Here is a 22311-nt window from a genome sequence, read left to right as displayed (position 1 = left end):
CGGAGCCGTTTACTCCCCAGCAATAGCTACCCTGATCCTTCGTCACAACATACGAGTGTGCGCCCGGTCCGAAACACTCAGGTTCGTAATCTCTCCAGCAGGAAGCCCCGACACGTGCCGAGGAAGCGAATAAACAACAGTCTGATTCCCATTGATTCCTATCTGAAGCTGATGGGACTGACCCCAACACCAATAACAGCACTGATCGCCGTTAAACGCACGCGTTTACGCACATCATCAACCCCCACCGTTGAAATAAATAACAAAATTTACCATGCTATTACAAAACCTTGATAAACAGTGTTTAGCAGCAGGTTTCAAGAGACAAAAACCTAAAAGTGGGAAAATACGCGTTACCGAGTCCCCCAGGTTCAGACCACTCACCAATTGAGCACACCGAATCCGATAGCGCAGCGTGTTGGGATGAATCCCAAGAGCGAGGGGTTGGCGGCAATCACGAGGAGCATCTCACGCAACAGGGCCTCTGAACGCTGAGCCGTGTCACGCCACCTGACCGTGGGGGCTTCTACCGAGCCGTGGTCTCAACCCGGAACACCTCTGATAGCGGACTCTGCCACTCGCCGATCGAATACGAGAGACGGTAGAAGTACCCCGTGCCGGGAAGCAATATACACCGCGCCCCCAGAGACACAGCACCCGCCTCGCACACCGCGATCTGCGGCGCAACAACACTCCCCACTGTACTATTGATCGCATTCAATCGACCCTCGGGACCCTCTCCCAAGAGCCCGTTCACGCCCCGCCCAGCACACCCGGCAGTGCCATCGGTAAACAACCAGCAACGATTCCCCAGAGTAGGAGTGTTCGAGTCAGTTAAAGCTGCCGAATATGTGCTACTCGATATTGCCTTTATAGTCTTCCCCAGAGGGGTGGGAACCACAACCGCAGAGCCTTGGGCGGTGGTGTTTCCCGCACCCATCTGACCGCTACCGTTTACACCCCAGCAGTATGAGTCTCCGCTGCTGTGCACCACACACGAGTTATGCGGGGCAGAAGAAATTCCCCTCGTTTCTCCGTCAGGAATACCCACAACAGCCCGAGGATACAGCGTAAAACCTGTCATCGCTCCGCCGTCACCCACACCGCCGTAAGCCCGGCCACCCCAACAGTAGGGACGACCATCCGCAATTACACACGCGCCGACACTCCCCGTCGTAGCACTACCACTCCCGATAACGCTTGTTTGTGGGAGTGAAATTTCAGTAATCGTTGCAAGAGCTGGAATTTGGCTATCATTACCACCCTGCATAACCCGCTGCATGGCCGTTACGTTAAAGGTTGTTGAACCATTTCCCTGGCCAGCACCATTCGGATTATATCCCGTGCAGTACGCAGCCCCCGACGCTACAATACAGGTCCGCGCGTATCCCGCAACAACACTCGTTATCGTTGCATTAGCAGGCACCTGTGAGCCACCGGTCCCCGCCGTGAAAATTCTTCTCGGGGTGTTGGAACCGGATGAGATTTGACCCACGCCGTGTTCGCCGCTGTTGTCCCTGCCCCAGCAGTGACCCCCGCCATCTTTAACCACAACACAGGCGTGCCATCTACCCACGCTGAGATCAGTAATCTCGCGACCAGCAGGTAGCGATCCCCTCGGTATTTGGCGCGGATATGCAATGGTCGCGGTGTTCGCAACCCCACCGGAAATTCCCAGTAGTAGTTGGTTTCCGCTTCCCCAACACCACACCGTGGTACCGTCCGTGGCACACGCAACGTTTTCACCCACGTTCACGCGGGTCAGCCGCGCGTTCAAGGGAAGCGAAGAGCTTGAAGCTTCTGTCGAGGTCTTCACAGCCACCGGGGTAGCAGAAAACCCCGTTGTGGTTCCCTGCCCTAATTGGCCCAGGCTGTTTTCACCCCAACACCACACTGAACCTTCACGCAGCCCACACGCCGATGACGAACCGATAGAGATAGAATCAAAACCATAATCACGCATGTCCGGAGGGAACGAACCACCCGTGTCCACAACCCGCGTAGCCTCCCCCCGAGAAGCCATCACAGAGTCGCTAAAATCTTGCGTTGCCGAACGCTCCAGCATATACTCCGTGGGTAATGTATCGCTTTTTTGCCCAGGTGTAGCCAGGTTAAACGTGAGTGAGTTAGCTGCTCTAGCCGCTACCGTCGGCGCGGGAGGAGCAGCCAAACGGTCAGTCTGCACCGATGCCGTCATCGACCCCGGCACGGACCACAGCGCACCTGCGGGAATGACCCCAAGAGTCCCCGCAATCACAACACCCACAACGGCACTCACAGCCGTTAAACGCACGCGCCTACCCATAGAAAACCAACCCCCCAAAGTTGATATAAAACAAACAAGTTATAGTGTAACACTACAAAAACTTGCTAAACAGTCATTAACAGCAAATACGAAGAGGCAAAACCTAACAATGGGGAGACCCACATCACTGCTAGAGGCGCAAAAGAATATTCATCACAACACGCGTTACCGAGTCCCCCAGGTCCAGAGCACTCACCAATTGAGCGCGCCGAATCCGATAGCGCAGCGTGTTCGGATGAACCCCCAAAGCAAGAGCCGCGGCTCGCACGTCACCCAACGCATCTAGATACGCTCGAATGCTCGGCACAAGCTGGCTGCCGTGTCGCTCATCCTGCTCTCTCAGAGCATCAAGTCGAGGATCGCGAAGCGAAGGGTTGGCGGCAATCACGAGAAGCATCTCTCGCAGCAGGGCCTCTGAACGCTGGGCCGCAAGAGACACCACCACGGGATATCGCGCCGGGTCGCGGATCACGCTGTCGAGCAGGTGGTCCGCAGAGCGTCGCGCACCCACAAGGCCCCCCATTCCCTCGGGAGAATCCACCAGCGCGGCCCGCAGCCCGGGCCCAAAACGCACCGCGGCATCGTCGAGAGCGCTCGTGGCCCAGCGCTCCACTTGAGCAAGATTCGAGGTGGCAACCACTCCGTAGATGCGCTCTCCCCGGGCGGCCAGGGCAATTGGTCTCCGGTAGCTCGCGGCGTGTAATCTCAGGTAGCTCATCACAGCAGACACGGATCGGTGAGAGTCTGTCACAAACGTAAACCCGATAAGGGCCACGGTATCACCGGGTCCCGGATTGATCAGGGTGGCCAGGGCGTAGCGCTCAGCCACACTGGGTTCGGTCACCACCTCACTGTGAACATCGGTGCTCAAGCCCACACCCGCAAGAACCAGGTTATCGCCGCTATGCGCGGCGTGAACTCGCTCCCGCATGAGTTCCGCAGCAAGCCTTGCAGCGCCGGGCAGCAGGGTTTCAGCATCAACTGCCAACTCGTGAAGACCCTGCTGTACCCATAAAATCCCGAGGTGCTCACCCTCACTGTGGATACCCACAGCCAGTCGAGCAGAGCGTTTGAGCGCGGGGTTTGCGGGCATCCGCAGCACACCCCCCTCGCCGGCAAGAGCGGCGAGTATCCCCTCGTCACCCAGGCGGCGCATTTGCTCGGCAGGACCGCGCCGACCCAGAATCGAGGATATTCGCAATTCGTCAGCGCCCTCATTCGCCCGAGAATACGCGAGCACCTCACCACCCGTTTCCTCAATTGTGACCAGGCCCTTTACCTGTACGGCAACCGTTTCGGCCAGAGCAAAAAGGTCCCCCACCTCTTCCGCGACGGCCTCGGTCGAGTTGAGCGAACCCATTCGGGCGGTGTCTGAGAGCAATCTCTGCAGGATGCTCATGAATTGATCCCATCCCGCCTCGTGATGCACCCGGACAACCCGCACGTTACGCGCGGCGGCCGCACGCAGCACTGACGCATACTCATCGACATCAAAAGATTCGGTCAGCTTAATAAAGACGACCGTGCCGGAGCCTACGAGGGGAAGTAGCGCGGGGAGATCTTCCTCTCGTGCACCCACAAGAAGCAGGGCATCCGCTGCGGGGGTGCTCCGTTCCCTCAGTTCGGCAACCTCTACGAGGGCTAGCGAGGTGACCCTCGTATCACGTCGCGATGTGGAAGAGATGAGCTCAACCAGGGGTTGCCCAACCGTGGTGAGGAGCGCGCGAAGGCCGATGCCCGGCTGCGAAGGAGAGTCCATTGTCCAATTGAACCATAATTATCGCAAATTATTGGCCTGTTGGCTAAAGGAATGCACGCTTGTACCATCTAGGGTCGAGAAAGAAGAAAATAGCATCGCACCACACGTCAGGAACACCCATGTCTCTTAATATCCCCTCCCTCTCAGCCCCAAGTGACGAGCAGGTCAACGGCGACGAAGTTGTTGCCCTCGTGAAAAAGTGGCTGACCGCAAGCGAAGCCTACGCGCCGAGCAGTTCCGCCGCCCTCCTGGCGGAAACGCTGAAGGATAAGAGCGGACTCGCCTTCACCCTGGGGTTTGTTGATCGTGTGGTACGTCCGGAAGACCTGCGGGTGGCCGCCCAGAACCTGCAACAGCTTGCGGCAGACGCCCCCCGGTTTCTCCCCGCGTATATGCGTTTCGCAATTACTCTGGGCGGCAAGATGGCCCCCGTTTTTCCCGGAATCGTTGTTCCCATCGCGCGCCGAGTCCTGCGCGGAATGGTCAATCACCTTATTCTTGATGCCCGTCCACACCGGTTAGACTCGGGAATCAAGAGCCTCACCGCGGGGGGAAACCGCCTTAACATCAATCTTCTGGGCGAGGCGGTTCTTGGTGACGCAGAGGCAAACCGCCGCCTGCAGGGAACATACGATCTGCTCCAGCGCCCCGACGTTGACTACGTCTCTATTAAGGTGTCTTCGGTTGTTAACGACCTGAGCCTGTGGGACTATGCCCGCACAGTCGCCCGAGTGGTGGAGCGACTTACTCCCCTCTACACCCTGGCGGCAGATTCCAGCACCCCCAAGTTCATTAACCTGGACATGGAGGAGTATCACGACCTGCACCTCACAATCGAGGTTCTCAAGCAGCTACTCGACAAGCCGGAGTTTCTCACGCTTGAGGCCGGCATTGTTCTCCAGGCCTATCTGCCCGATGCCCTGGCGGCGCTGCAGGATCTCACCCGGTGGGCCAAGGCGCGCCGCGCGCGCGGCGGCGCACCCATTAAGGTGCGCGTAGTTAAGGGCGCGAACCTCGCCATGGAAAACGTCGCGGCGGTGACACACGGCTGGCCACTCGCCACCTACAACACCAAGCAGGGTTCGGATACCAACTACAAGCGCGTGCTCAACTGGGCACTCACTCCCGAGAACACGGATGCCGTTCGCCTCGGAATTGCGGGTCACAACCTCTTTGACATTGCTTATTCACACCTGCTCTCGGAGGCTCGCGGGGTGTCCGAGCGGGTAGAGTTTGAAATGCTCCTGGGCATGGCGGAGGGCCAGGCCAAGGCAATCACCGCCGATGTGGGAACGCTCCTTCTCTACACCCCGGTAGTTCTCCCCGAGAACTTTGACTCGGCCATCAGCTACCTGGTGCGCCGCCTGGAAGAAAACGCCAGCCCGGAAAACTTTATGTCGGCCGTGTTTGAGCTCACCAAGAACCCCGAACTCTTTGAGCGTGAAAAGAACCGCTTCCTGACCGCACTCGCCGAGGTTGATACCGAGGTTCCCGGCCCCAATCGCACGCAATCACGACTTCGGGACGCGGCAGCACTCCCCACGGGGCCTTTTGAGAATACCCCAGACACCGACTCCTCGTTGCCAGACAACATTCGCTGGGCAAACGATATCACCGGGCGCATCGTCGAATCGCAGCTGGGCGTTGAGCGGATCACCGCGGCAGCGATCACCGACCCCGCCGAGGTCGACAGACTCATCACCACAGCTCGCGCGGCACAGGTCTCCTGGGGAGCTTCGGGCGCCTCGGCCCGCGCCGCGATCCTGCGCCGCGCAGCCCAGGGACTTGAGGCCCGTCGCGGCGACCTCATCGAGGCGGCCGCCGCAGAAACCGGCAAAACGGTGGATCAGGCAGACCCCGAAATCTCCGAGGCCATCGACTTTGCCACCTACTACGCGGAGCAGGCAGAACTGCTCGAACGAGTGCAGGGTGCAACCTTCGATCCGGCCAAGCTCACTGTGGTGACACCGCCCTGGAACTTCCCCATCGCAATCCCCACGGGCTCCATGCTGTCGGCCCTGGCCGCGGGATCGGCCGTGATCGTAAAACCCGCACCGCAGGCCAAGCGCTGCGCGGCGGTCATCACCGAAATTCTCTGGCAGGCGGGAATCCCCCGGGATCTACTCATCCTTGCCGATATCGAGGAGGGCGAACTGGGCCAGAGGCTCATCTCACACCCCTCCGTGGAGCGGGTCATCCTGACGGGAGCGTTTGAGACCGCGCAGCTGTTCCGCTCCTGGCGCGACGACCTTCCCCTGCTCGCCGAAACCAGCGGCAAAAACGCCATCATCGTAACTCCCAGCGCCGATATCGACCTGGCCGTTGCCGATGTTGTCTACTCCGCGTTTGGCCACGCCGGACAGAAGTGCTCGGCTGCGAGCCTCGTGATTCTTGTGGGATCCATGGGGGAGTCGCGGCGCTTCCGGGACCAACTCATCGATGCGGCCAGCAGCCTTCGAGTGGACTACCCCACCAATCCCGCCTCGCAGATGGGACCCATCATCGAACCGGCCTCGGGCAAGCTCGACTGGGCGCTCCACACGCTGGATGCTGGCGAGAGCTGGGCGGTTAAGCCCCGCGCTCTTGACGCAACCGGACGTCTCTACTCTCCCGGAATCCGCCTCGGTGTTGCCGAGGGAAGCCGCTTCCACACAACCGAATTCTTTGGGCCGGTGCTCGGTGTGATGCACGTTCCTACTCTCGAAGATGCCCTGCGCGTACAGAACGGCACCGAATTTGGTCTCACCGCGGGGTTACACTCGCTTGACTCACAGGAACTTGACTACTGGCTGCGTCACGTTCAGGCTGGAAACCTCTATGTTAACCGCGGCATTACGGGGGCTATCGTGCGACGCCAACCCTTTGGCGGTTGGAAGCGCTCCGCCATCGGCGCGGGGTCTAAAGCGGGAGGCCCCAACTACCTCTTTGGTCTTGGAACGTGGCGACCCGCAGGGGTTGAGGTTGCATCGGTTGGCGTCGCTGACAAGGTCGCTGACAACACCATCTCCGCTCCTGGTAGCTCCGCGAGCAGCAGCACCCTCGTAAACAGCCTCCTGCGCGCCGCCGAGAGCATTGATGACGTGGATATCGAGGCGCTCGTCACAGCCGCCCAACTGGACGAATCCGCATGGAATACGGAGTTTAACCGAGCAGCCGACGTGTCCGCCCTCGGGGTGGAGCGTAACGTGTTTCGCTATCTGCCCGCACCCACCGGTGTCCGTATCAGCGAGTCCGCCTCAATAACGGATGCCGTACGCGTGCTTATCGCTGCGGTTCGCACCAATAGCCTCGCCCCCGTCAGCACCGGACTCGCGCTACCCGCGCCCCTGGTTACTGCGGCTCGCGGCGGGGGACTCACGGTCGATTCCGAGACCGACGCTGAGTGGCTCGCCACGCTCAAGCAGACCGAGCTAGCACGCATCCGAGTGGTAGGAACCCCCTCCGCAGATCCCTTTACCGCGGCGGGTGGCCGTCCCGATCTGGCGCTCTATCTCGACCCCGTCACACTGGCCGGGCGCGTGGAAATGCTGCCTTTCCTCCGCGAACAGTCGGTTACAATCACGGCGCACCGCTTCGGCAATCCCGACGCCTGGTCGGAGGGCGTGATCTAGCTCCCCTCCCGCGTCACAAACGCGACGGGAAGAGTACGTCACACACCTCAGTCGGGAAACCTTGGACGGGTCCGAGGTGATTACTGCGTACCATAGCGATCGCACGGTATCTGCAACAAGACACCGGGTTCAGTATTCGGCAGGTCGTGCGGTTGTTACGACTATCGCGAGACGTCACCGGTCAATACTGATGGCAACCCGGTGGTCGCGGTTGCCCAGGCGACCCGGGAGGCGGCAGCGCTTTTTATCGAGGTTGTTCCGTAGCGCGTCGCCAAAATCCTTAAACCCTATTGATGCTCTCGCTTGGCCACTGCTGCTACACCAACGTAGCGTCTCCTCTTCCGTTCCCTACTTTCCAGACATGAGGATAAGGAACGAAAGAGGAGACGCGTTAATGGTGCCCTGTAATTCTTAAGTATCGTTTAGACGGTAAAGAAAAAATCTAAGACCAGCGGCCACTACCTCCGAAGATTCCCACGGCGCTCCCTATCCCTCCAACGAGAGCTGACCCGAGAAGTTCAGTCCCGGGGCCGTAAAAGAGAATGTTGACACCAACTGCAAGACTGTTGATTTGGAAGCTGTTTGTGAGTTTGACTAACCGATCAAAGTCATCGGTGCTCAAGGTACCCCAGCCTTTTGCGGGGCCGGGGAGTCCAACACCTCCCGCATCACCATAGAACTTCTTGCCATTTGCCCAAACCTCTATCTGGCTATAAAAGATGTAACTGGCTATATTTACCTCAACGTTAAAAGAGGCGCGAGGCGCAACGCTGGTGACTCCTCTGTCGGTTGTTGACTCTGTGTTGGCTAGCGCCGGTGTGGACAGGGCGAACGTGCTGAGTAGGGCGATCAATGCTGCTGTAGCACAGATTTTTTTCTTCATCGATTTTGCTCTTTCTAGTTATTTGAATATGAAATTATTGACTAGATTAATTAATAGAACATATCTCTATCAAATTATCTAAACGCCAAGTGACCGATGCACGTGCTTCATCTAAAAACAATATAAACCATATAGTTAGCTACCAAAGTTTCTTGTTATAAAACTGTAATATCTCGGAAGGTAAGGGATGCTGTTTCTCGCGATATCGAGGATCGACTCAAAACCGTACCAAGGTGGCACGACTCAGGAAATTCCTGAGAATGCCACAGGGTGATCGCGCCTCAATAGTTTTCTACCCCGTTGATTCGACCGAATGACGCTGCCAGACGAAGTGTCCCCTCGTCTGCTCGACCTCATAACTGGCACCCAGAGGAACTCCCGTGCGATCGCACAGGAGCAGGGTTGCCGTAAACGCGATCACCATCACACCACCGATATACAGCGCAACCGATAGCGCAGTGCCCGTTGCGGCAACCAGCGCCGTGGAGATCATGGGGGCAAACGCCCCGCCGAGAATAGCCCCGATCGCGTAGGTAATAGAGACCCCCGAGTAACGAATAGAAGCTGGAAATAGCTCGGAGAAATAGGCCGCCTGCTGCCCGTAGGTGAGGCCGTTACCGATTGAAAATAACGAGAGACCCAGCAGCAGAAACCACGCATTACCCGTGTTAACAAGGGGAAAGAGAACAAAAACCACCGCAAGAAACGATATCCAACCAATAATGTAGGTGTTTTTACGCCCGATCCTGTCGGAGATCACTCCCGCCAAAAAGGTAAAAATCAGCCACACTATCGAGGCACCCGTGACGGCAAGAAGCACCGGGGTGCGCTCCATGCCCACTAAACCCCCCTCTGCCTCGGGCGTGGTTGCGTAGTTTTGGATAAACCCACCGGTGGTGAGGTAGCCCGCCGCGTTGTTACCCGCAAAGGTGAGCGCGGCCAAAAGAACCAGGAGGCTGTGGCGACGGAAAAGCTGAACCACAGGCATACTGCTCTGCTCTTTACGCTCGGAAATTTCGCTAAAAACCGGACTTTCACTCACCGCCCGACGCACAATAATGCCCACCGCGATCAAGACCACACTGAGGAGAAAGGGAACCCGCCAGCCCCACTCCAGGAAGGCCTCCCCCGGCGAGATCACACCCGTCATGAGGGCGAGGACACCCGAGGCAAGCAACAAACCGATGGGCACCCCGATCTGCGGAAACGCTCCGTAGCGTCCCCGCCTATGAGAGGGAGCGTGCTCCACCGCCATCAAAACCGCGCCTCCCCACTCGCCACCTGTTGATAGTCCCTGCAGGATTCTCAACAGGGTGAGCAGAACGGGAGCAAGAATACCCACCTGTTCATAGGTGGGTAAGATGCCGATGAGCGTTGTCGCCGCGCCCATGAGGAGAAGCGTGATCACCAGCATCGCTTTGCGACCGATCTTGTCGCCAAAGTGACCGGCAATAAACGCGCCTAGAGGGCGAAATAAGAAACTCACTCCCACTGTTGCAAACGCAATAATGGTCGCCGCCTGCGGACCCATCGGTTCAAAAAAGAGTCTCCCAAAAACCAGGCCCGCAGCACTCGCGTACACAAAGAAGTCGTACCACTCAATGGTGGTGCCAATAACGGTCGCGGCTGCAACACGGCGCAACTCACGTCGGGTTTTCTCCGGAACAGACGGGCTCGACATAGAACCTCCAGACTCCCTTTGTCTTTTTAACAAACGATGACATGTAACTCGTGAGAAAAGCCCCTCGCGGGGTTGAGATTACAGTACAGGGACTGCATCGTCACTTCAATAGCCGATTTTGTTTCCTGTGGAATACGGGAGCCTCCTGTGCAAAGAGCCGGACTCCCCTGAACTGTGTGTTCTCACGTAAGAGAACCGAGAAGCCGTTCAAACCCCTCAGAGGCGCGCCGCACGCTCAAATTTCCCGCGGCAACCTCGACCGCGGCCTCGCGAAGCGCACCCACCAGCAGGATTGCCGTCACCCTCGAGTCAAGCTCCTGCTCCAACCCGTTTACTTGCTGGGCTTCCTTGAGCGTTTCCTCGATCATGAGGATGCCCGCGCCAGAACCGATACCACTTTCCCGGCCACTCGCAACAAGCGCAGGACCGGAAACGTTATAAAAATATCCGGTGCGGGAGTCTGCCGCCAGCTTAAAAACCTCGCGTGCGTGGGCAAGAACCTGACCACGCCACCCCTCCGCAGAGGACACGGCATCGCGCGTACGAGCAACAAGCTGATGGCTCAACCTCGCATAGGCGGCACGCAAAAGTTCATCTCGTCCCCGGGGAAAATGCGCGTAAAGTGTGCCGCGCGCCACACCCGCCCCGTGCAAAACTCGATTAATGCCCACGCCATCAACTCCGTGCTCGGCAATGACCTCAAGAACAGCATCAATGAGTTTCTCTCGGGTGCGAAGATGATTGCGCTCACGAAGTCGGGGTTCAGGAATAGTCTTTGACATCTTCCTCAAGTGTAAACACGCTTCTCAATAACCGACGGGAGAACACGACCCCTCCGAGATCACACCAGACCACCCGGCGTGGTCCACGATCACCCGAGATCACGCAAAATTGATATTCCTCTACAGCTCGGAGTCGTCCCCCCAAGCTCTTTTTCTAGACTCCGAGTCTAGAAAAAGAGGGTTGCTCGTGCTAGCGTAAGCTACACTCCCCGGAAGGCCGCCGATGAACACCGTTGATCTCGTCTCTGCAGAAGAACTCACCCGTGAGGCGCTTCATTCCTACGACGTCCACCCAGAGGCGCCTCTCACCCTCCTCAAGAATCGCGAAAACTTCGTCTTCTCACTCCGTCATCAAGGCCGCGGCTTTGTTGTCCGCCTGCACCGCCGGGGGTACCACAGCGACGCTGAGTTGAGCTGCGAGCTCGATTTTGTTGAGGCGCTTCACTCACAGGGGGTTGCTGTTCCCCGCTTTTTACGAACCCGCAGCGGCCACACCTTCTGCACGGTGGGCACCTCCCACCCCGCAGGTTTACACCAGGTCGACGTGCAAAAGCTCATTACCAACAGCGGAAACTTTGGCGACGAACGCACCGGTGTCTTTGGCACCGCAACACTCGATCCCGCAGACTTTTTAGCGCTCGGCGCGCTTACGGCACAGGCCCACCACGCCACCGAGCGCTCAGGCTACACTCTCACAACGCCTCGGCAGGCCTGGGATCTTGAAGGCCTGGTGGGAGCCAACCCGGTATGGGGCGACCCGCTCCGCCTCCCCGAGCTGCAGAGCGAAGGACGCCGCATAGTTGAATGCGCCATAGAGCATATTCGCGCGGTTCTTCTCGCCTATGGCCAACAGCCACATCGCTACGGCCCCATCCACGCTGACCTCACTCCAGAAAATATCCTGCGAACCTCCAGCGGTCTGGTACTGATCGACTTTGACGACTTCGCGCCGGGCTGGCACCTCTTCGATCTTGCCACGGCACTCTACTTCTATACCCCGCACCCGCGCTACCCCGATTATCATAACGCGCTTTTTCGGGGATACCATGCGGTTCGCCCACTCGACGCAGCCGATCACGCGGCGTTTCCCGCAATCCTTCTGGCGCGTGGACTCACCTATCTCGGATGGGCAGCAGATAGGCGAGGAGAAGAAACAGCAGAGTTCCACGCCACAACGCTACTCCCTCACATTGTTCATCTCTCCCGAAAACTAATCTCCCGAGGAGAATAACCGTCGCACCTAAACCCTATATGCCAAAATCGGAATAAACACCATTTAATTCTTTACTGGTTCAAACCCAAAAGACACAACTCGGTCAGCTCATACTCCATAATCCCGTCAACTCATACCTGAAATCCGTCCAATGACCAACCGAAAGCACCACTAATGATCACCACACCAGAGCTCATAGCCCGCCGCAATGCAACGCTCGGTCCGCACTCCCCGCTCTTCTATAACGAACCGCTGCAATTTGTGTCCGCCAAGGGCGTGTGGTTTACCGATATAAACGGAGATCGCTACCTCGATGGCTACAACAACGTTCCCCATGTTGGGCATGCTAATAAAAGGGTACAAGAGGCGCTAACCACGCAGTCCGCCACGCTGAACATCCACACCCGTTACCTCAATGATCGGGTGGTTCTCTACGCCGAACGCCTTCTCCGCACGTTTGATCGGGGTCTCGACCGCGTGCTTCTTGGCAACTCTGGCTCCGAGGCAAACGAGCTTGCAATGCGCATCGCCCGCCAGCACACCGGCGCAACCGGCATCATCGTTTCCGATCACAGCTATCACGGAAACACCATCACGCTTGCCCAGCTCACCACAGGGCTAAAAACGCGGGAACCCCTCGGCCCCCACGTTCGTGGGATCAGGGTCCCCGATCTCGACTCCGACCCGCGCCCACAGCACGAGGTTGCCGCCGAGACCCTCGCGGAGCTCGATCTCGCAATCGATTCCCTTCGCGAGGCCGGATACGGGGTCGCAGCGTGCCTCTTCGACCCACTATTCTCTACGGAGGGCCTGCCCCGGCTACCTCACAAACTCGCCGCGCAAATAACGGAGCGGGTAAGAAAAGCTGGCGGTCTGGTCATCACCGATGAGGTGCAGAGCGGATTCGGGCGAACGGGAAGCCACATGTGGGGATACCAGTATGCGGGCATCCGCCCCGACCTCGTCACCCTGGGGAAACCCATGGGAAACGGACACCCTGTATCCGCCGTCATAACGCGAGAAGAACTCCTCGAAGAGTTCGGCTCCACCAACGAGTTTTTTAATACTTTTGCGGGAAACCCCGTGTCCGCAGCTGTGGCAGAAGCCGTACTCCTAGAGATGGAAGACCACAGTCTCAGGGAGCGCGCGCGACAGCTCTCGGTCACGGCACAAAAGCGCCTCTCCCAGCTCACCTCGCAGCACAGCTTCATCCGTGCAGCCAAGGGAACAGGCATGTTTCTCGGTCTCGATTTTGCGGTGGATAACGCTCCCGCGCCTCACCTGGCCAAGCGGGTTGTCGAAGCGATGAAACAGCGCCGGGTGCTCATCTCCCGTATCGGACGAGACGATAGCGTGCTCAAGATTCGCCCTCCGCTGACGTTCGGTCCCCAAGAGCTTCCTATCCTCTGCGAAGCGCTTGAGGCTTCGCTCCAAGAAATTTAAGGTGTAGCCTGTGCGTGAGGTGATAAAAATGCAGTTTGCAAAGGCGCCAACTCACAGCCGTGCTTCAGCGCCGACCCTAAAAACCGATAATCTCTTTGCGTTTAAAAACGCCGTCTCAAACTCTTTTGTGCCGCTCCGAATCAGCAGACATCAAGAGTCGCCCTTCACTGCCCGCCTGTCCTCGGCCACCGCTGATGGAATCGCATTCACCGAGGTTTGGGCCGGACCACACCTCGTGGAGCGCACACCCGAAACTATCTCACGTGGCGGCAGCGGATACTACAAAGTCAGTCTTCTACTCTCGGGAAAAAGCACCCTGGTACAGGACGGCAAAGAACTCACAATGCGTCCCGGTGCACTCTCTGTCTACGACACCTCGCGGCCCTACTCGCTACTGTTTAACGAAGAGTTTCGCAACCTCATCATTATGTTCCCTAAAGATCGTCTCGACCTTCCAGCGCCACTCACCGAACAGCTCACGGCTACCTCGCTCAGTGATCACCGCGGCCTCGCACCTGTGATCACCGCCTATCTCTCACAGTTTCCCTCCCAACTCACACGACTTACGGATCGCGTACGCACAAAACTCGCGATAACAAGCCTCGACCTGTTAGGAACCCTGTTTTCAAGCATCCTCGACACCGAACGTGTCCCACAAGATCCCCACCAGGTTCTGCTGCAAAAAATCTATGCCCACATCGACGCGAACCTCAACTCCCAAGACCTCTCACCCCACAGCATTGCCGCAGCACACTACATCTCAACACGACACCTACACGCGCTCTTCCACCGAGCAGGCACAACGGTCTCCACCTGGATCCGAGAACGCCGCCTAGAAAAATGCCGGGCCGACCTTCTCGACCCCGTGCTCGCCAGCCACACGGTATCGTCTCTCGCCTCACGCTGGGGATTTGTGGATGCCGCACACTTTAGCCGAGTATTTAAAGCGCACTACGGCATTTCCCCAAGCGAAGCTCGCCGCCTGCCATCCACCACTGCCTAGGTGTCCTGCCGCTCTACATACCGGCGTGTTCGAAAGCAAGCGTTGGCAGATCAACGATGTGTGCCCCGCCGTCCACCACAAGCACCGCACCCGTCATATACGATGACTCCGCTGAGCCGAGAAAACGAATCACCGACGCTATCTCAGATGGCTCGGCCGCCCGCCCCAACGGAACATCCCGCGTAACCGCAACATAACCCTCATCACGATCCCTCAGGTCTGGCATATGCGCCACAAACTCGTCCATCTCCGCATCGGCCATGGGAGTTCTCACCCAGCCGGGACACACCGCGTTTACTCTGACGCCCCTGCGGCCATAGTCCCGAGCGAGACTCCGGGTAAGACCGATAAGCGCGTGCTTTCCCACCGTGTAACCCGCAACCGACGGACCGGCAAAGAGCCCCGCGAGCGAGGAAACAATCACGATCTCTTTTCCCTGGCTCCGACCCAGACCGGAATCGGGGGCGGCGGAACCGGAAGCATTCCCCTCAAGAAGTGCGGGCAGTGCCTCTCTCGCCATCATAAACGCGCTAGAAAGATTCGCCCGGATTGCAGCGTCCCACTCCGTGTCTGACGTCTCCCCCACCGCGGCAAAACCGTACCCTCCGGCGTTTGCCACCAACACATCAATACCACCAAATTGCGTCGTTACCCGATCAATAATGGATCGCGCAGACACGCTGTCTGACGCATCACCGGCGATCGCCACCACACCAAGACGCTCGGCTGTTTCCTCCAGAGGCCCGGGCCGCCGTCCCACGATAACAACCTGCGCCCCCTCAGAAACATACCGCTCAGCAACCGCCTCCCCGATACCGGTTCCCCCACCGGTAATCACAACAACACGACGCCGAACACCGTTGTGCGAACTACTCATTGCACGCTTTCCTCTCGTTTCACGGCCCCCGTCATTGGTTGAACCGCATTGTGATCTCCACCTTCTCAGCCGCACACACTTTCAGTGGCAAAACGATCACTCCCGTCCAAGGGGTTTTCGCCCGCCGTCAAGCACCCCGGGTCATAATGATTTTTAGGAAGTACCGCTACGGCAAAGGAGCCTGATCGTGTCCGAATCTCACGTCAACACAACCCTCCACAAAAATGCCCTGGGTGTGGCAGGAATCGTATTTCTTGTCCTTGCGGCAGTAGCACCCCTCACGGGAATCGTCGTGGTTGCATCACTCGCAATCGCGCTCGGCAACGGGGGCGGCACCCCCGCCTCGTTTCTCATCGTCGCGATTATCCTTCTCCTCTTTGCAACCGGTTACGCGCAGATGTCCAAACAGCTCGTCAACGCCGGCGGGTTCTACGCTTTTGTCGTGCGGGGCCTGGGCCGCACCGGAGGCCTCATCGCTGGCCTCATCGCCACAATCGGGTACAACTTCTTTGTGGTGGGAACCATCGGCACCAGCGGCTTCTTTATGCAAACCATCATTGCCAACCTCACCGGGTTCGACCTTCACTGGTACGTGTGGGGACTCGCATCAATTGTTGTTTCGTTTCTCATGGGTCGCAAAGGCATTGGCTTCAGCTCCAAGATTCTAGGAGTGGCGCTCCTCCTTGAGGTTCTCATGCTTATCGTTTTTGACATCTCGGTGCTCGTCAATACCGGATTTAATATTCAGGCGTTCAGCCCGGAAGTCGTCTTCGCGGGCTCTCTCCCCATCGGGCTCCTGCTGGCCGCAACCGGTTTCCTCGGTTTTGAAGCAACAGCCCTCTTTAGCGAGGAGGCCCGCAACCCCCTCCGCACCATCCCCCGCGCCACCTACACGGCCATCATCAGCATCGGGGTGATCCTTGCGGTCACCACCTGGGCGGTTGTGAGTGCCATAGGGGTACACGACGCTCAGGAGGTAGCGCTTGAGCACCTCGCAAACGGCGACCTGGTGTTTAGCCTCGCCGAGCGATACATCGGCCCGGTCCTCCTCAATGTCATGCTGATCCTCCTGCTCATCAGTCTCTTCGCGGCCATGTTGGCGTTCCATAACTCCGCCACCAGATATCTCTTTGCCTTGGGACGGGCGCGCATACTTCCTCACTCCCTCGCGGCCACCCGTCCCAACGGGGCACCCCAGCGTGCAGGCCTTGTGCAGGCAAGTTTTGCGGCGGCCGTGGCGCTTCTTTTTGCACTCGCGGGCGCGGAACCACTCACCTCCCTCGTCCCCGCCATGCTGGGCTTTGGAACCCTCAGTATCATTGTGTTGCAGGCTCTCGCCGCCCTGGCGGTAGTTGTGTACTTTCGCATGAAGCGCGATCCCAGGCTCTGGAGCACCCTCCTTGCTCCGGGTATTGGCTTTCTTGCCCTCGTCACCATCGTTGTGCTCGCGATCGCAAACTTTGACATTGTCGCGGGATCGGATGCGCTTGCCGTTCGCCTTTTACCGCTGCTTTTGGTTGTGGCGCTCCTCGGTGGTCTCCTCTACGGGACCTATCTGCGCAGGCAAAAACCCGCCGTCTATGCCGATCTACGCAATGATCTCGAGCGTTTTAATCTCGCTGAGACCCCGCTACTCAGCAACTCCACGTTCAATCCCGTCGACCCCCACGATTCAACCGAGGCAAGCCCTCACGGAGCAAAAGGCGAATTCCACGCATGACACATCGCGCATTAGTCTTCCACAAGACAAGTATTATCCACATAAGCGAATTTGCACTCCTTTCCGCACGAAAAACCCCTACACTTCTAGACATATCGCTCGACAATAAGGACACCCTTCAATGACGAACACGCCAGATCACACCCACACTCACGGACAACGGGTCACCACGCTGCTCCAAGCGGGTCATCCGCTCGACCCTCTCACAGGAGACGAGATAGCCACGGCCCGCTCCATCCTCGATGAGGCCGGGCATTTTTCTTTTCACACCCGCGTGCCTCGCATGCTGCTTATAGACCCGTCCAAAGAAGAGGTTGTCTCCTGGCGTTCAGGAGACCCCATCAATCGCCGCATTCTGGTCACCCTGCTTGACCGCAACACGGGAGAGTCCACAGAGATTATCGTGTCCGTCACCCACGGGAATATCGAAAGTTACCGGGCGTTGCCCACCACGACCGCCCCCTACGGCCAACCCCAATACCTCTTTGAGGAGTACGAAGCCGCAGAGCGCATTGTTAAAGCCTCGCCCGAGTGGCAGGCTGCGATGAAGCGCCGCGGCCTCGAAAAGCACATGGATCTCGCGTTCTGTTCCCCCCTTGCCCCGGGCTTCTTTAATCGGGAAGAAGAAAACGGCAAACGCATTATTCGTTCACTCACCTACCTTCGTTTTCATGAAGACGACAGCCCCTGGGCACACCCCGTTGAGGGGCTGATATTACACCTTGATCTCACGCAATCAGCCGTCATCCGCTGCGAAGACGAGGGTGATGTTCCCGTTCCCGAGCAGCACGGCAACTACACTCTGGATGTTCAGGGCCCTGCAAGAACCTCACTCAAGCCCATCGAAATCACCCAGCCGGAGGGCCCCAGTTTTTCCGTCACCGGCAGCCTGGTGGAGTGGCAAAACTGGAAGTTTCGAGTGGGCTTCAGCCAGCAGGAGGGTCTGATCCTCAATCAGATTAGCTTTCGCGATGGCGAAGAAGACCGCCCGATCATCACGCGGGCAAGTGTCCCCGAAATGGTGGTTCCCTACGGTGACACCACAAAGAGCCGACACTGGATCAGCTACTTTGATGCCGGTGAGTATCTGCTCGGGAAAAGCGCAAACTCCCTGTCACTCGGCTGTGACTGCCTCGGGGTCATTCATTATTTCGACGGCTTTGTTCCCGACGATCACGGCAACCCCGTCAAAATTCCTCAGGTGGTGTGTATGCACGAGGAAGACTACGGCATTCTCTGGAAACACACCGACCTCGAAGGAAAAACAGAGGTGCGCCGCAGTCGCAGGCTTGTGGTTAGCTACTTTTCAACCGTGGGCAACTACGACTACGGATTCTTCTGGTACTTCTACCTCGACGGTTCGATTCAGGTTGAGGCAAAGGCTACAGGAATCGTATTTGCGGGCGCCAACACACCCGGTACTCTCGACCCGCACGCCCCAGAAATTGCCCCGGGAATCTTTACCCCCGTGCACCAGCACCTTTTTTGTGCACGCCTCGACGTTGCGATCGATGGCGAAAACAATACCCTCCACGAGGTCGAGATGAGTGGAATTCCCACGGGCCCCGACAACCCGCACGGCAACGCCTTCACGTGGAACACAACCCCCCTTAAAAACGAGCTTGCGGCGCAGCGCCTGGCAAACCCACAGAGCAGCCGAGTCTGGGAGGTGCGTAGCGCACAGCGCACAAATTACGTTGGCCAGCCCACCGCCTATTGGCTCATTCCCGAGGGACGCTCAACCCTCCTGGCCCAGCCCGAATCAACCGTGTACGGGCGCGCCACCTTTGCCACAAAACACCTGTGGGCAACCCGCTACAGTCCCAATGAACTCTTCCCGGCGGGGCCCTACCCCAACGCACACGCACCGGGCGCCGGGTTGCCGGAGTGGACCGCGCAAGACCGCAGCCTCGACTCCCAAGACATCGTGCTGTGGCATGTTTTTGGCCCCACACACATTCCGCGGACAGAAGACTGGCCCATTATGCCGGTCGACTACTCCGGGTTCTGGTTTAAACCCCACGGTTTTCTGGATCAGAACCCGGCAATGGATCTCCCCTCGCAGGCAGATGCCTCGTGCGGCAGCGCCCCCTCCTCCCCCCACTCCTCGGAAAACGGTTGCTCCCATGCCCATTGAGTCAACGCCAGCCCCCGATCTCATACTCGCCGGAGCCCAGGTCTACACGATAGACACTCCCCCACCCCCACGGGACGTTATAAAAAAGTTATTTATCCTGAGAAGATCCTGTAAACCACACACCCACTGGGAAACAAAGCGTAAATTCAAAACAGGCACTCTCAAAAACAAACCACACAGCACCCCCAAACCCATACCACCCCCACTCAAACCGTGCGGCACTGCGCATAGTGTTCACTAAACTTTAATATATTTAAACTCAAATATATATTGTTAAATATTTAAGTGCGCTAATCTCCTTAATCACTAAAACATAACAGGAAAGGAGATTGTATGTATAAGTCATTCATGACAGGGCTTGCTTCAGTTGCGATTGGCGCTTTTGCATTTACTTCTGGAGCCATGAGTGCACAGGCGCAGGAGACCCCTGAAGTCGTAAGCTCCGAGACGGCAACCCAGCCCGACATATCACCTCGCATAATAGGAGGATCGGATGCCGACCCCAAAGAATTCGAATTTATGGCGTCCATTCAGGTGAATGGCAAACATACCTGCGGGGGGGGTCGCTACTTTACAGCTATGCGGTGCTTACCGCAGCGCACTGTTTTGATCACATTACGGACGTTTCGCGGCTCAGCGTGACAGTTGGGCGCAGTGATCTGAACAACACGTCTCTTGGACAGACTCGCGGGGTTCTAAGGGTTGAGGCTGATAGATCACTCGATGTAGCGCTCGTTGTACTGTCCGAGAGCATTGATGGTATCTTGCCGGTTTCACTACCCACGCCGGGAACCGACGCACTACTCGGAGCGGGAACTCTCGCAACCGTTATGGGGTGGGGCAACACGAACCCCGATTTCCCTTACCTTCCTAACAAACTCCAAAAGGTTACGGTGCCACTCGTTCCCCTCGACGAGTGTCAGATTGCCTGGGACGGCTATCCCGGCATGCAACCCGTCACCGATGCAAATATTTGTGCGGGAAAAGAGAAAGCTAATGGGTGTCACGGTGATTCCGGTGGTCCTCTCGTCAAAAAGGGACGCAAAGACGGCAAAGACGTCTACTATCAAATCGGTGTGGTGAGCAGGGGCGGATCCGTCTGTGGCCTGCCCGGCCAGCCCGGCGTCTATGTCTCAACAAAAGCAGGCTTCCTCAATGGAGCTCAGACGATCTTGCCGAGTCCAACTCCTGAGGGTGCTCAACCCTAAGGAGTGATGCTGATGGATCACATAGAAAGCACAGGTAGGGCTAGCTACCAATAACCGATCAGGCGGCGGTAACCCGTTTACCGCCGCCTCTCACCTGTTCACCCTCGGACAACCTCACTACCCCCACAAGCAACCCGTTCCCCAAAAAAACGCCTAGATTTAGTATCAACAAAATCAGGACTCGAGGTGGAGAACCATGCAAAATTACACAGACCTTATTGCTACCATCACGCCCGCACACGGCGAAAAACGAGACGTCTTCGATCCAGCCACAGGAGAACTCATATCCCAGGCACCCGTGCAGGGTGTTCCTGATCTTGAGGCCGCAGTTACACGGGCCACGTCCGCTCAAATATCCTGGGCCGCCCTCAGCGACGAAAAACGCAGAAACTATCTGCACCGGGCGGCCGATGCGGTTGAAGAGTCCGCCGAAGCCCTTGCCGAGCTGCTCTCTCGCGAACAGGGCAAGCCACTCAACGGACCCAATGCTCGCTTCGAAGTTGGTGCCTGCGCCGTTTGGTTACGCAGCGCGGCCGACACCGAGCTCCCAGTGGAGGTGCTGGTGGATGACGGAGAAAGCTACGCAGAGATGCACTATCGCCCCATCGGGGTGGTTGGCGCAATCGCCCCGTGGAACTGGCCCATGATGATAGCGATCTGGCAGATAGCCCCGTCACTGCGCATGGGCAACACCGTCATCACCAAACCAGCTGAAACCACAACACTCTCGGGCCTCGCCCTGGCTTCCGTGCTCAATCAGGTACTTCCCGAGGGTGTGCTCAGTGTGGTTGCAGGTCCCGGCCGCACCGTGGGCGAAGCAATGGTTACCCACCCCGCAATCGGAAAGATCATGTTTACCGGTTCTACCCCGGTAGGCAAGAAAATCATCGCGGCGAGCGCAAACAACGTCACGCGGCTCACGCTCGAGCTCGGGGGGAACGATGCGGGGATTGTGCTCCCCGATGTCAATCCCAAGGAAATCGCCGAGGGCCTGTTTTGGGGTGCATTTATTAATACGGGACAAACCTGTGCCGCCATGAAACGGCTCTACGTGCACGATTCAGTCTACGACGAGGTGGTCGCAGAACTCACCGCGTTTGCCAAAAATGTTCCCATGGGCAGAGGTCTTGAGGAACAGAACGTCTTGGGCCCCCTGCAGAATCGGGCGCAGTACGAGATTGTTGACCGCCTAGTAGAGTCGGCCAGGGCCTCGGGGGCTCGGGTCGTTCTGGGTGGCGACCCGAACAGGGAGGCCGTGGGCAATTTTTATCCCGCCACCCTCGTCACCGATATCGACCCCCACAACGACCTGGTTGTGGAGGAGCAATTTGGTCCGGCACTACCGATCATCCGTTATACCGATCTTGACGAAGTTATTGGCCTGGCCAACGAGCTTGAAGTTGGACTGGGGGCTTCGGTGTGGTCCGCGAATCGAGAGCGGGCCAGAGAGATTGCCGCGCGTATCCACTCGGGAACCGTGTGGATTAACGCGCACGGCACGCTCAACCCGATGGTGCCCTTTGGCGGGGTTAAGCACTCGGGCTACGGTCGTGAATTTGGGGTAGAGGGCCTGAAGGCGGTTTCGGAACCTCAGGTTATCAGCATGTAGACCCGGCCTATGGGTCACATCGGCACGTGTCACATAGGGGGAGAAGCATCTCCGCTGCCAAATATTTTTTCGAGAATACT

Annotated in this window: 14 protein-coding genes; 8 read left to right on the top strand and 6 right to left on the bottom strand. The window is 57.8% G+C overall.

Annotation, left to right across the window (positions count from 1 at the left end; all coding sequences use genetic code 11):
* Positions 1 to 526 precede the first annotated feature (526 nt).
* Positions 527 to 2293, bottom strand: coding sequence for a hypothetical protein (locus tag FrondiHNR_RS00640; RefSeq protein ID WP_279353329.1), 1767 nt, complete (start codon positions 2291 to 2293; stop codon positions 527 to 529).
* Positions 2294 to 2435: 142 nt separating this feature from the next.
* Positions 2436 to 4064, bottom strand: coding sequence for a helix-turn-helix domain-containing protein (locus FrondiHNR_RS00635; protein WP_279353328.1), 1629 nt, complete (start codon positions 4062 to 4064; stop codon positions 2436 to 2438).
* A 119-nt stretch (positions 4065 to 4183) separates the two neighbouring features.
* On the opposite strand from FrondiHNR_RS00635, the gene FrondiHNR_RS00630 reads away from it, so the two are divergent.
* Positions 4184 to 7675, top strand: a complete 3492-nt coding sequence (locus FrondiHNR_RS00630) for a bifunctional proline dehydrogenase/L-glutamate gamma-semialdehyde dehydrogenase (RefSeq protein ID WP_279353327.1) — start codon at positions 4184 to 4186, stop codon at positions 7673 to 7675.
* A 442-nt stretch (positions 7676 to 8117) separates the two neighbouring features.
* Here the strand turns inward: FrondiHNR_RS00630 and FrondiHNR_RS00625 are convergent, their stop codons facing one another.
* From FrondiHNR_RS00625 to FrondiHNR_RS00615, 3 genes are all read right to left on the bottom strand, one after another.
* The gene (locus FrondiHNR_RS00625; protein WP_279353326.1) at positions 8118 to 8558 is read right to left on the bottom strand and encodes a VapA/VapB family virulence-associated protein; all 441 of its coding nucleotides are present in this window, start codon (positions 8556 to 8558) and stop codon (positions 8118 to 8120) included.
* A 292-nt stretch (positions 8559 to 8850) separates the two neighbouring features.
* Positions 8851 to 10239 carry an MFS transporter gene (locus FrondiHNR_RS00620; protein ID WP_279353325.1) on the bottom strand — a complete coding sequence of 463 codons (1389 nt, stop codon included), beginning with the start codon at positions 10237 to 10239 and terminating at the stop codon, positions 8851 to 8853.
* 182 nt (positions 10240 to 10421) lie between these two features.
* On the bottom strand, positions 10422 to 11021 hold the full coding sequence (locus tag FrondiHNR_RS00615) for a TetR/AcrR family transcriptional regulator (protein ID WP_279353324.1): 600 nt from the start codon (positions 11019 to 11021) through the stop codon (positions 10422 to 10424).
* Positions 11022 to 11244: 223 nt separating this feature from the next.
* Between FrondiHNR_RS00615 and FrondiHNR_RS00610 the strand changes: the two genes are divergently transcribed.
* From FrondiHNR_RS00610 to FrondiHNR_RS00600, 3 genes are all read left to right on the top strand, one after another.
* Entirely contained in the window at positions 11245 to 12252 is a 1008-nt protein-coding gene (locus FrondiHNR_RS00610) for a phosphotransferase (protein WP_279353323.1), read from the top strand.
* Positions 12253 to 12408: 156 nt separating this feature from the next.
* Entirely contained in the window at positions 12409 to 13677 is a 1269-nt protein-coding gene (locus FrondiHNR_RS00605; RefSeq protein ID WP_279353322.1) for an aminotransferase class III-fold pyridoxal phosphate-dependent enzyme, read from the top strand.
* Positions 13678 to 13705: 28 nt separating this feature from the next.
* Positions 13706 to 14680 carry a helix-turn-helix domain-containing protein gene (locus FrondiHNR_RS00600; RefSeq protein WP_279353321.1) on the top strand — a complete coding sequence of 325 codons (975 nt, stop codon included), beginning with the start codon at positions 13706 to 13708 and terminating at the stop codon, positions 14678 to 14680.
* 13 nt (positions 14681 to 14693) lie between these two features.
* Here the strand turns inward: FrondiHNR_RS00600 and FrondiHNR_RS00595 are convergent, their stop codons facing one another.
* Entirely contained in the window at positions 14694 to 15557 is an 864-nt protein-coding gene (locus tag FrondiHNR_RS00595; protein ID WP_279353320.1) for an SDR family oxidoreductase, read from the bottom strand.
* A gap of 187 nt (positions 15558 to 15744) precedes the next feature.
* Between FrondiHNR_RS00595 and FrondiHNR_RS00590 the strand changes: the two genes are divergently transcribed.
* The 4 genes from FrondiHNR_RS00590 to FrondiHNR_RS00575 all read left to right on the top strand — a co-directional run bounded on the left by FrondiHNR_RS00590 (position 15745) and on the right by FrondiHNR_RS00575 (position 22231).
* The gene (locus FrondiHNR_RS00590) at positions 15745 to 17277 is read left to right on the top strand and encodes an APC family permease (RefSeq protein ID WP_279353319.1); all 1533 of its coding nucleotides are present in this window, start codon (positions 15745 to 15747) and stop codon (positions 17275 to 17277) included.
* 121 nt (positions 17278 to 17398) lie between these two features.
* A complete protein-coding gene (locus FrondiHNR_RS00585) occupies positions 17399 to 19414 on the top strand; it encodes a primary-amine oxidase (protein ID WP_279353318.1) in 2016 nt (671 codons plus the stop codon).
* 467 nt (positions 19415 to 19881) lie between these two features.
* Entirely contained in the window at positions 19882 to 20622 is a 741-nt protein-coding gene (locus FrondiHNR_RS00580; protein ID WP_347567140.1) for a serine protease, read from the top strand.
* 196 nt (positions 20623 to 20818) lie between these two features.
* Positions 20819 to 22231 (top strand): aldehyde dehydrogenase family protein, encoded by a 1413-nt coding sequence (locus tag FrondiHNR_RS00575; protein ID WP_279353317.1) that lies wholly within the window; start codon positions 20819 to 20821, stop codon positions 22229 to 22231.
* Positions 22232 to 22311 lie beyond the last annotated feature (80 nt).

Source organism: Lysinibacter sp. HNR (genome assembly GCF_029760935.1).
Lineage (GTDB): Bacteria > Actinomycetota > Actinomycetes > Actinomycetales > Microbacteriaceae > HNR.
The sequence above is the reverse complement of the archived record's forward strand: the minus strand, read 5'-3'. Positions and strand labels throughout refer to the sequence as shown.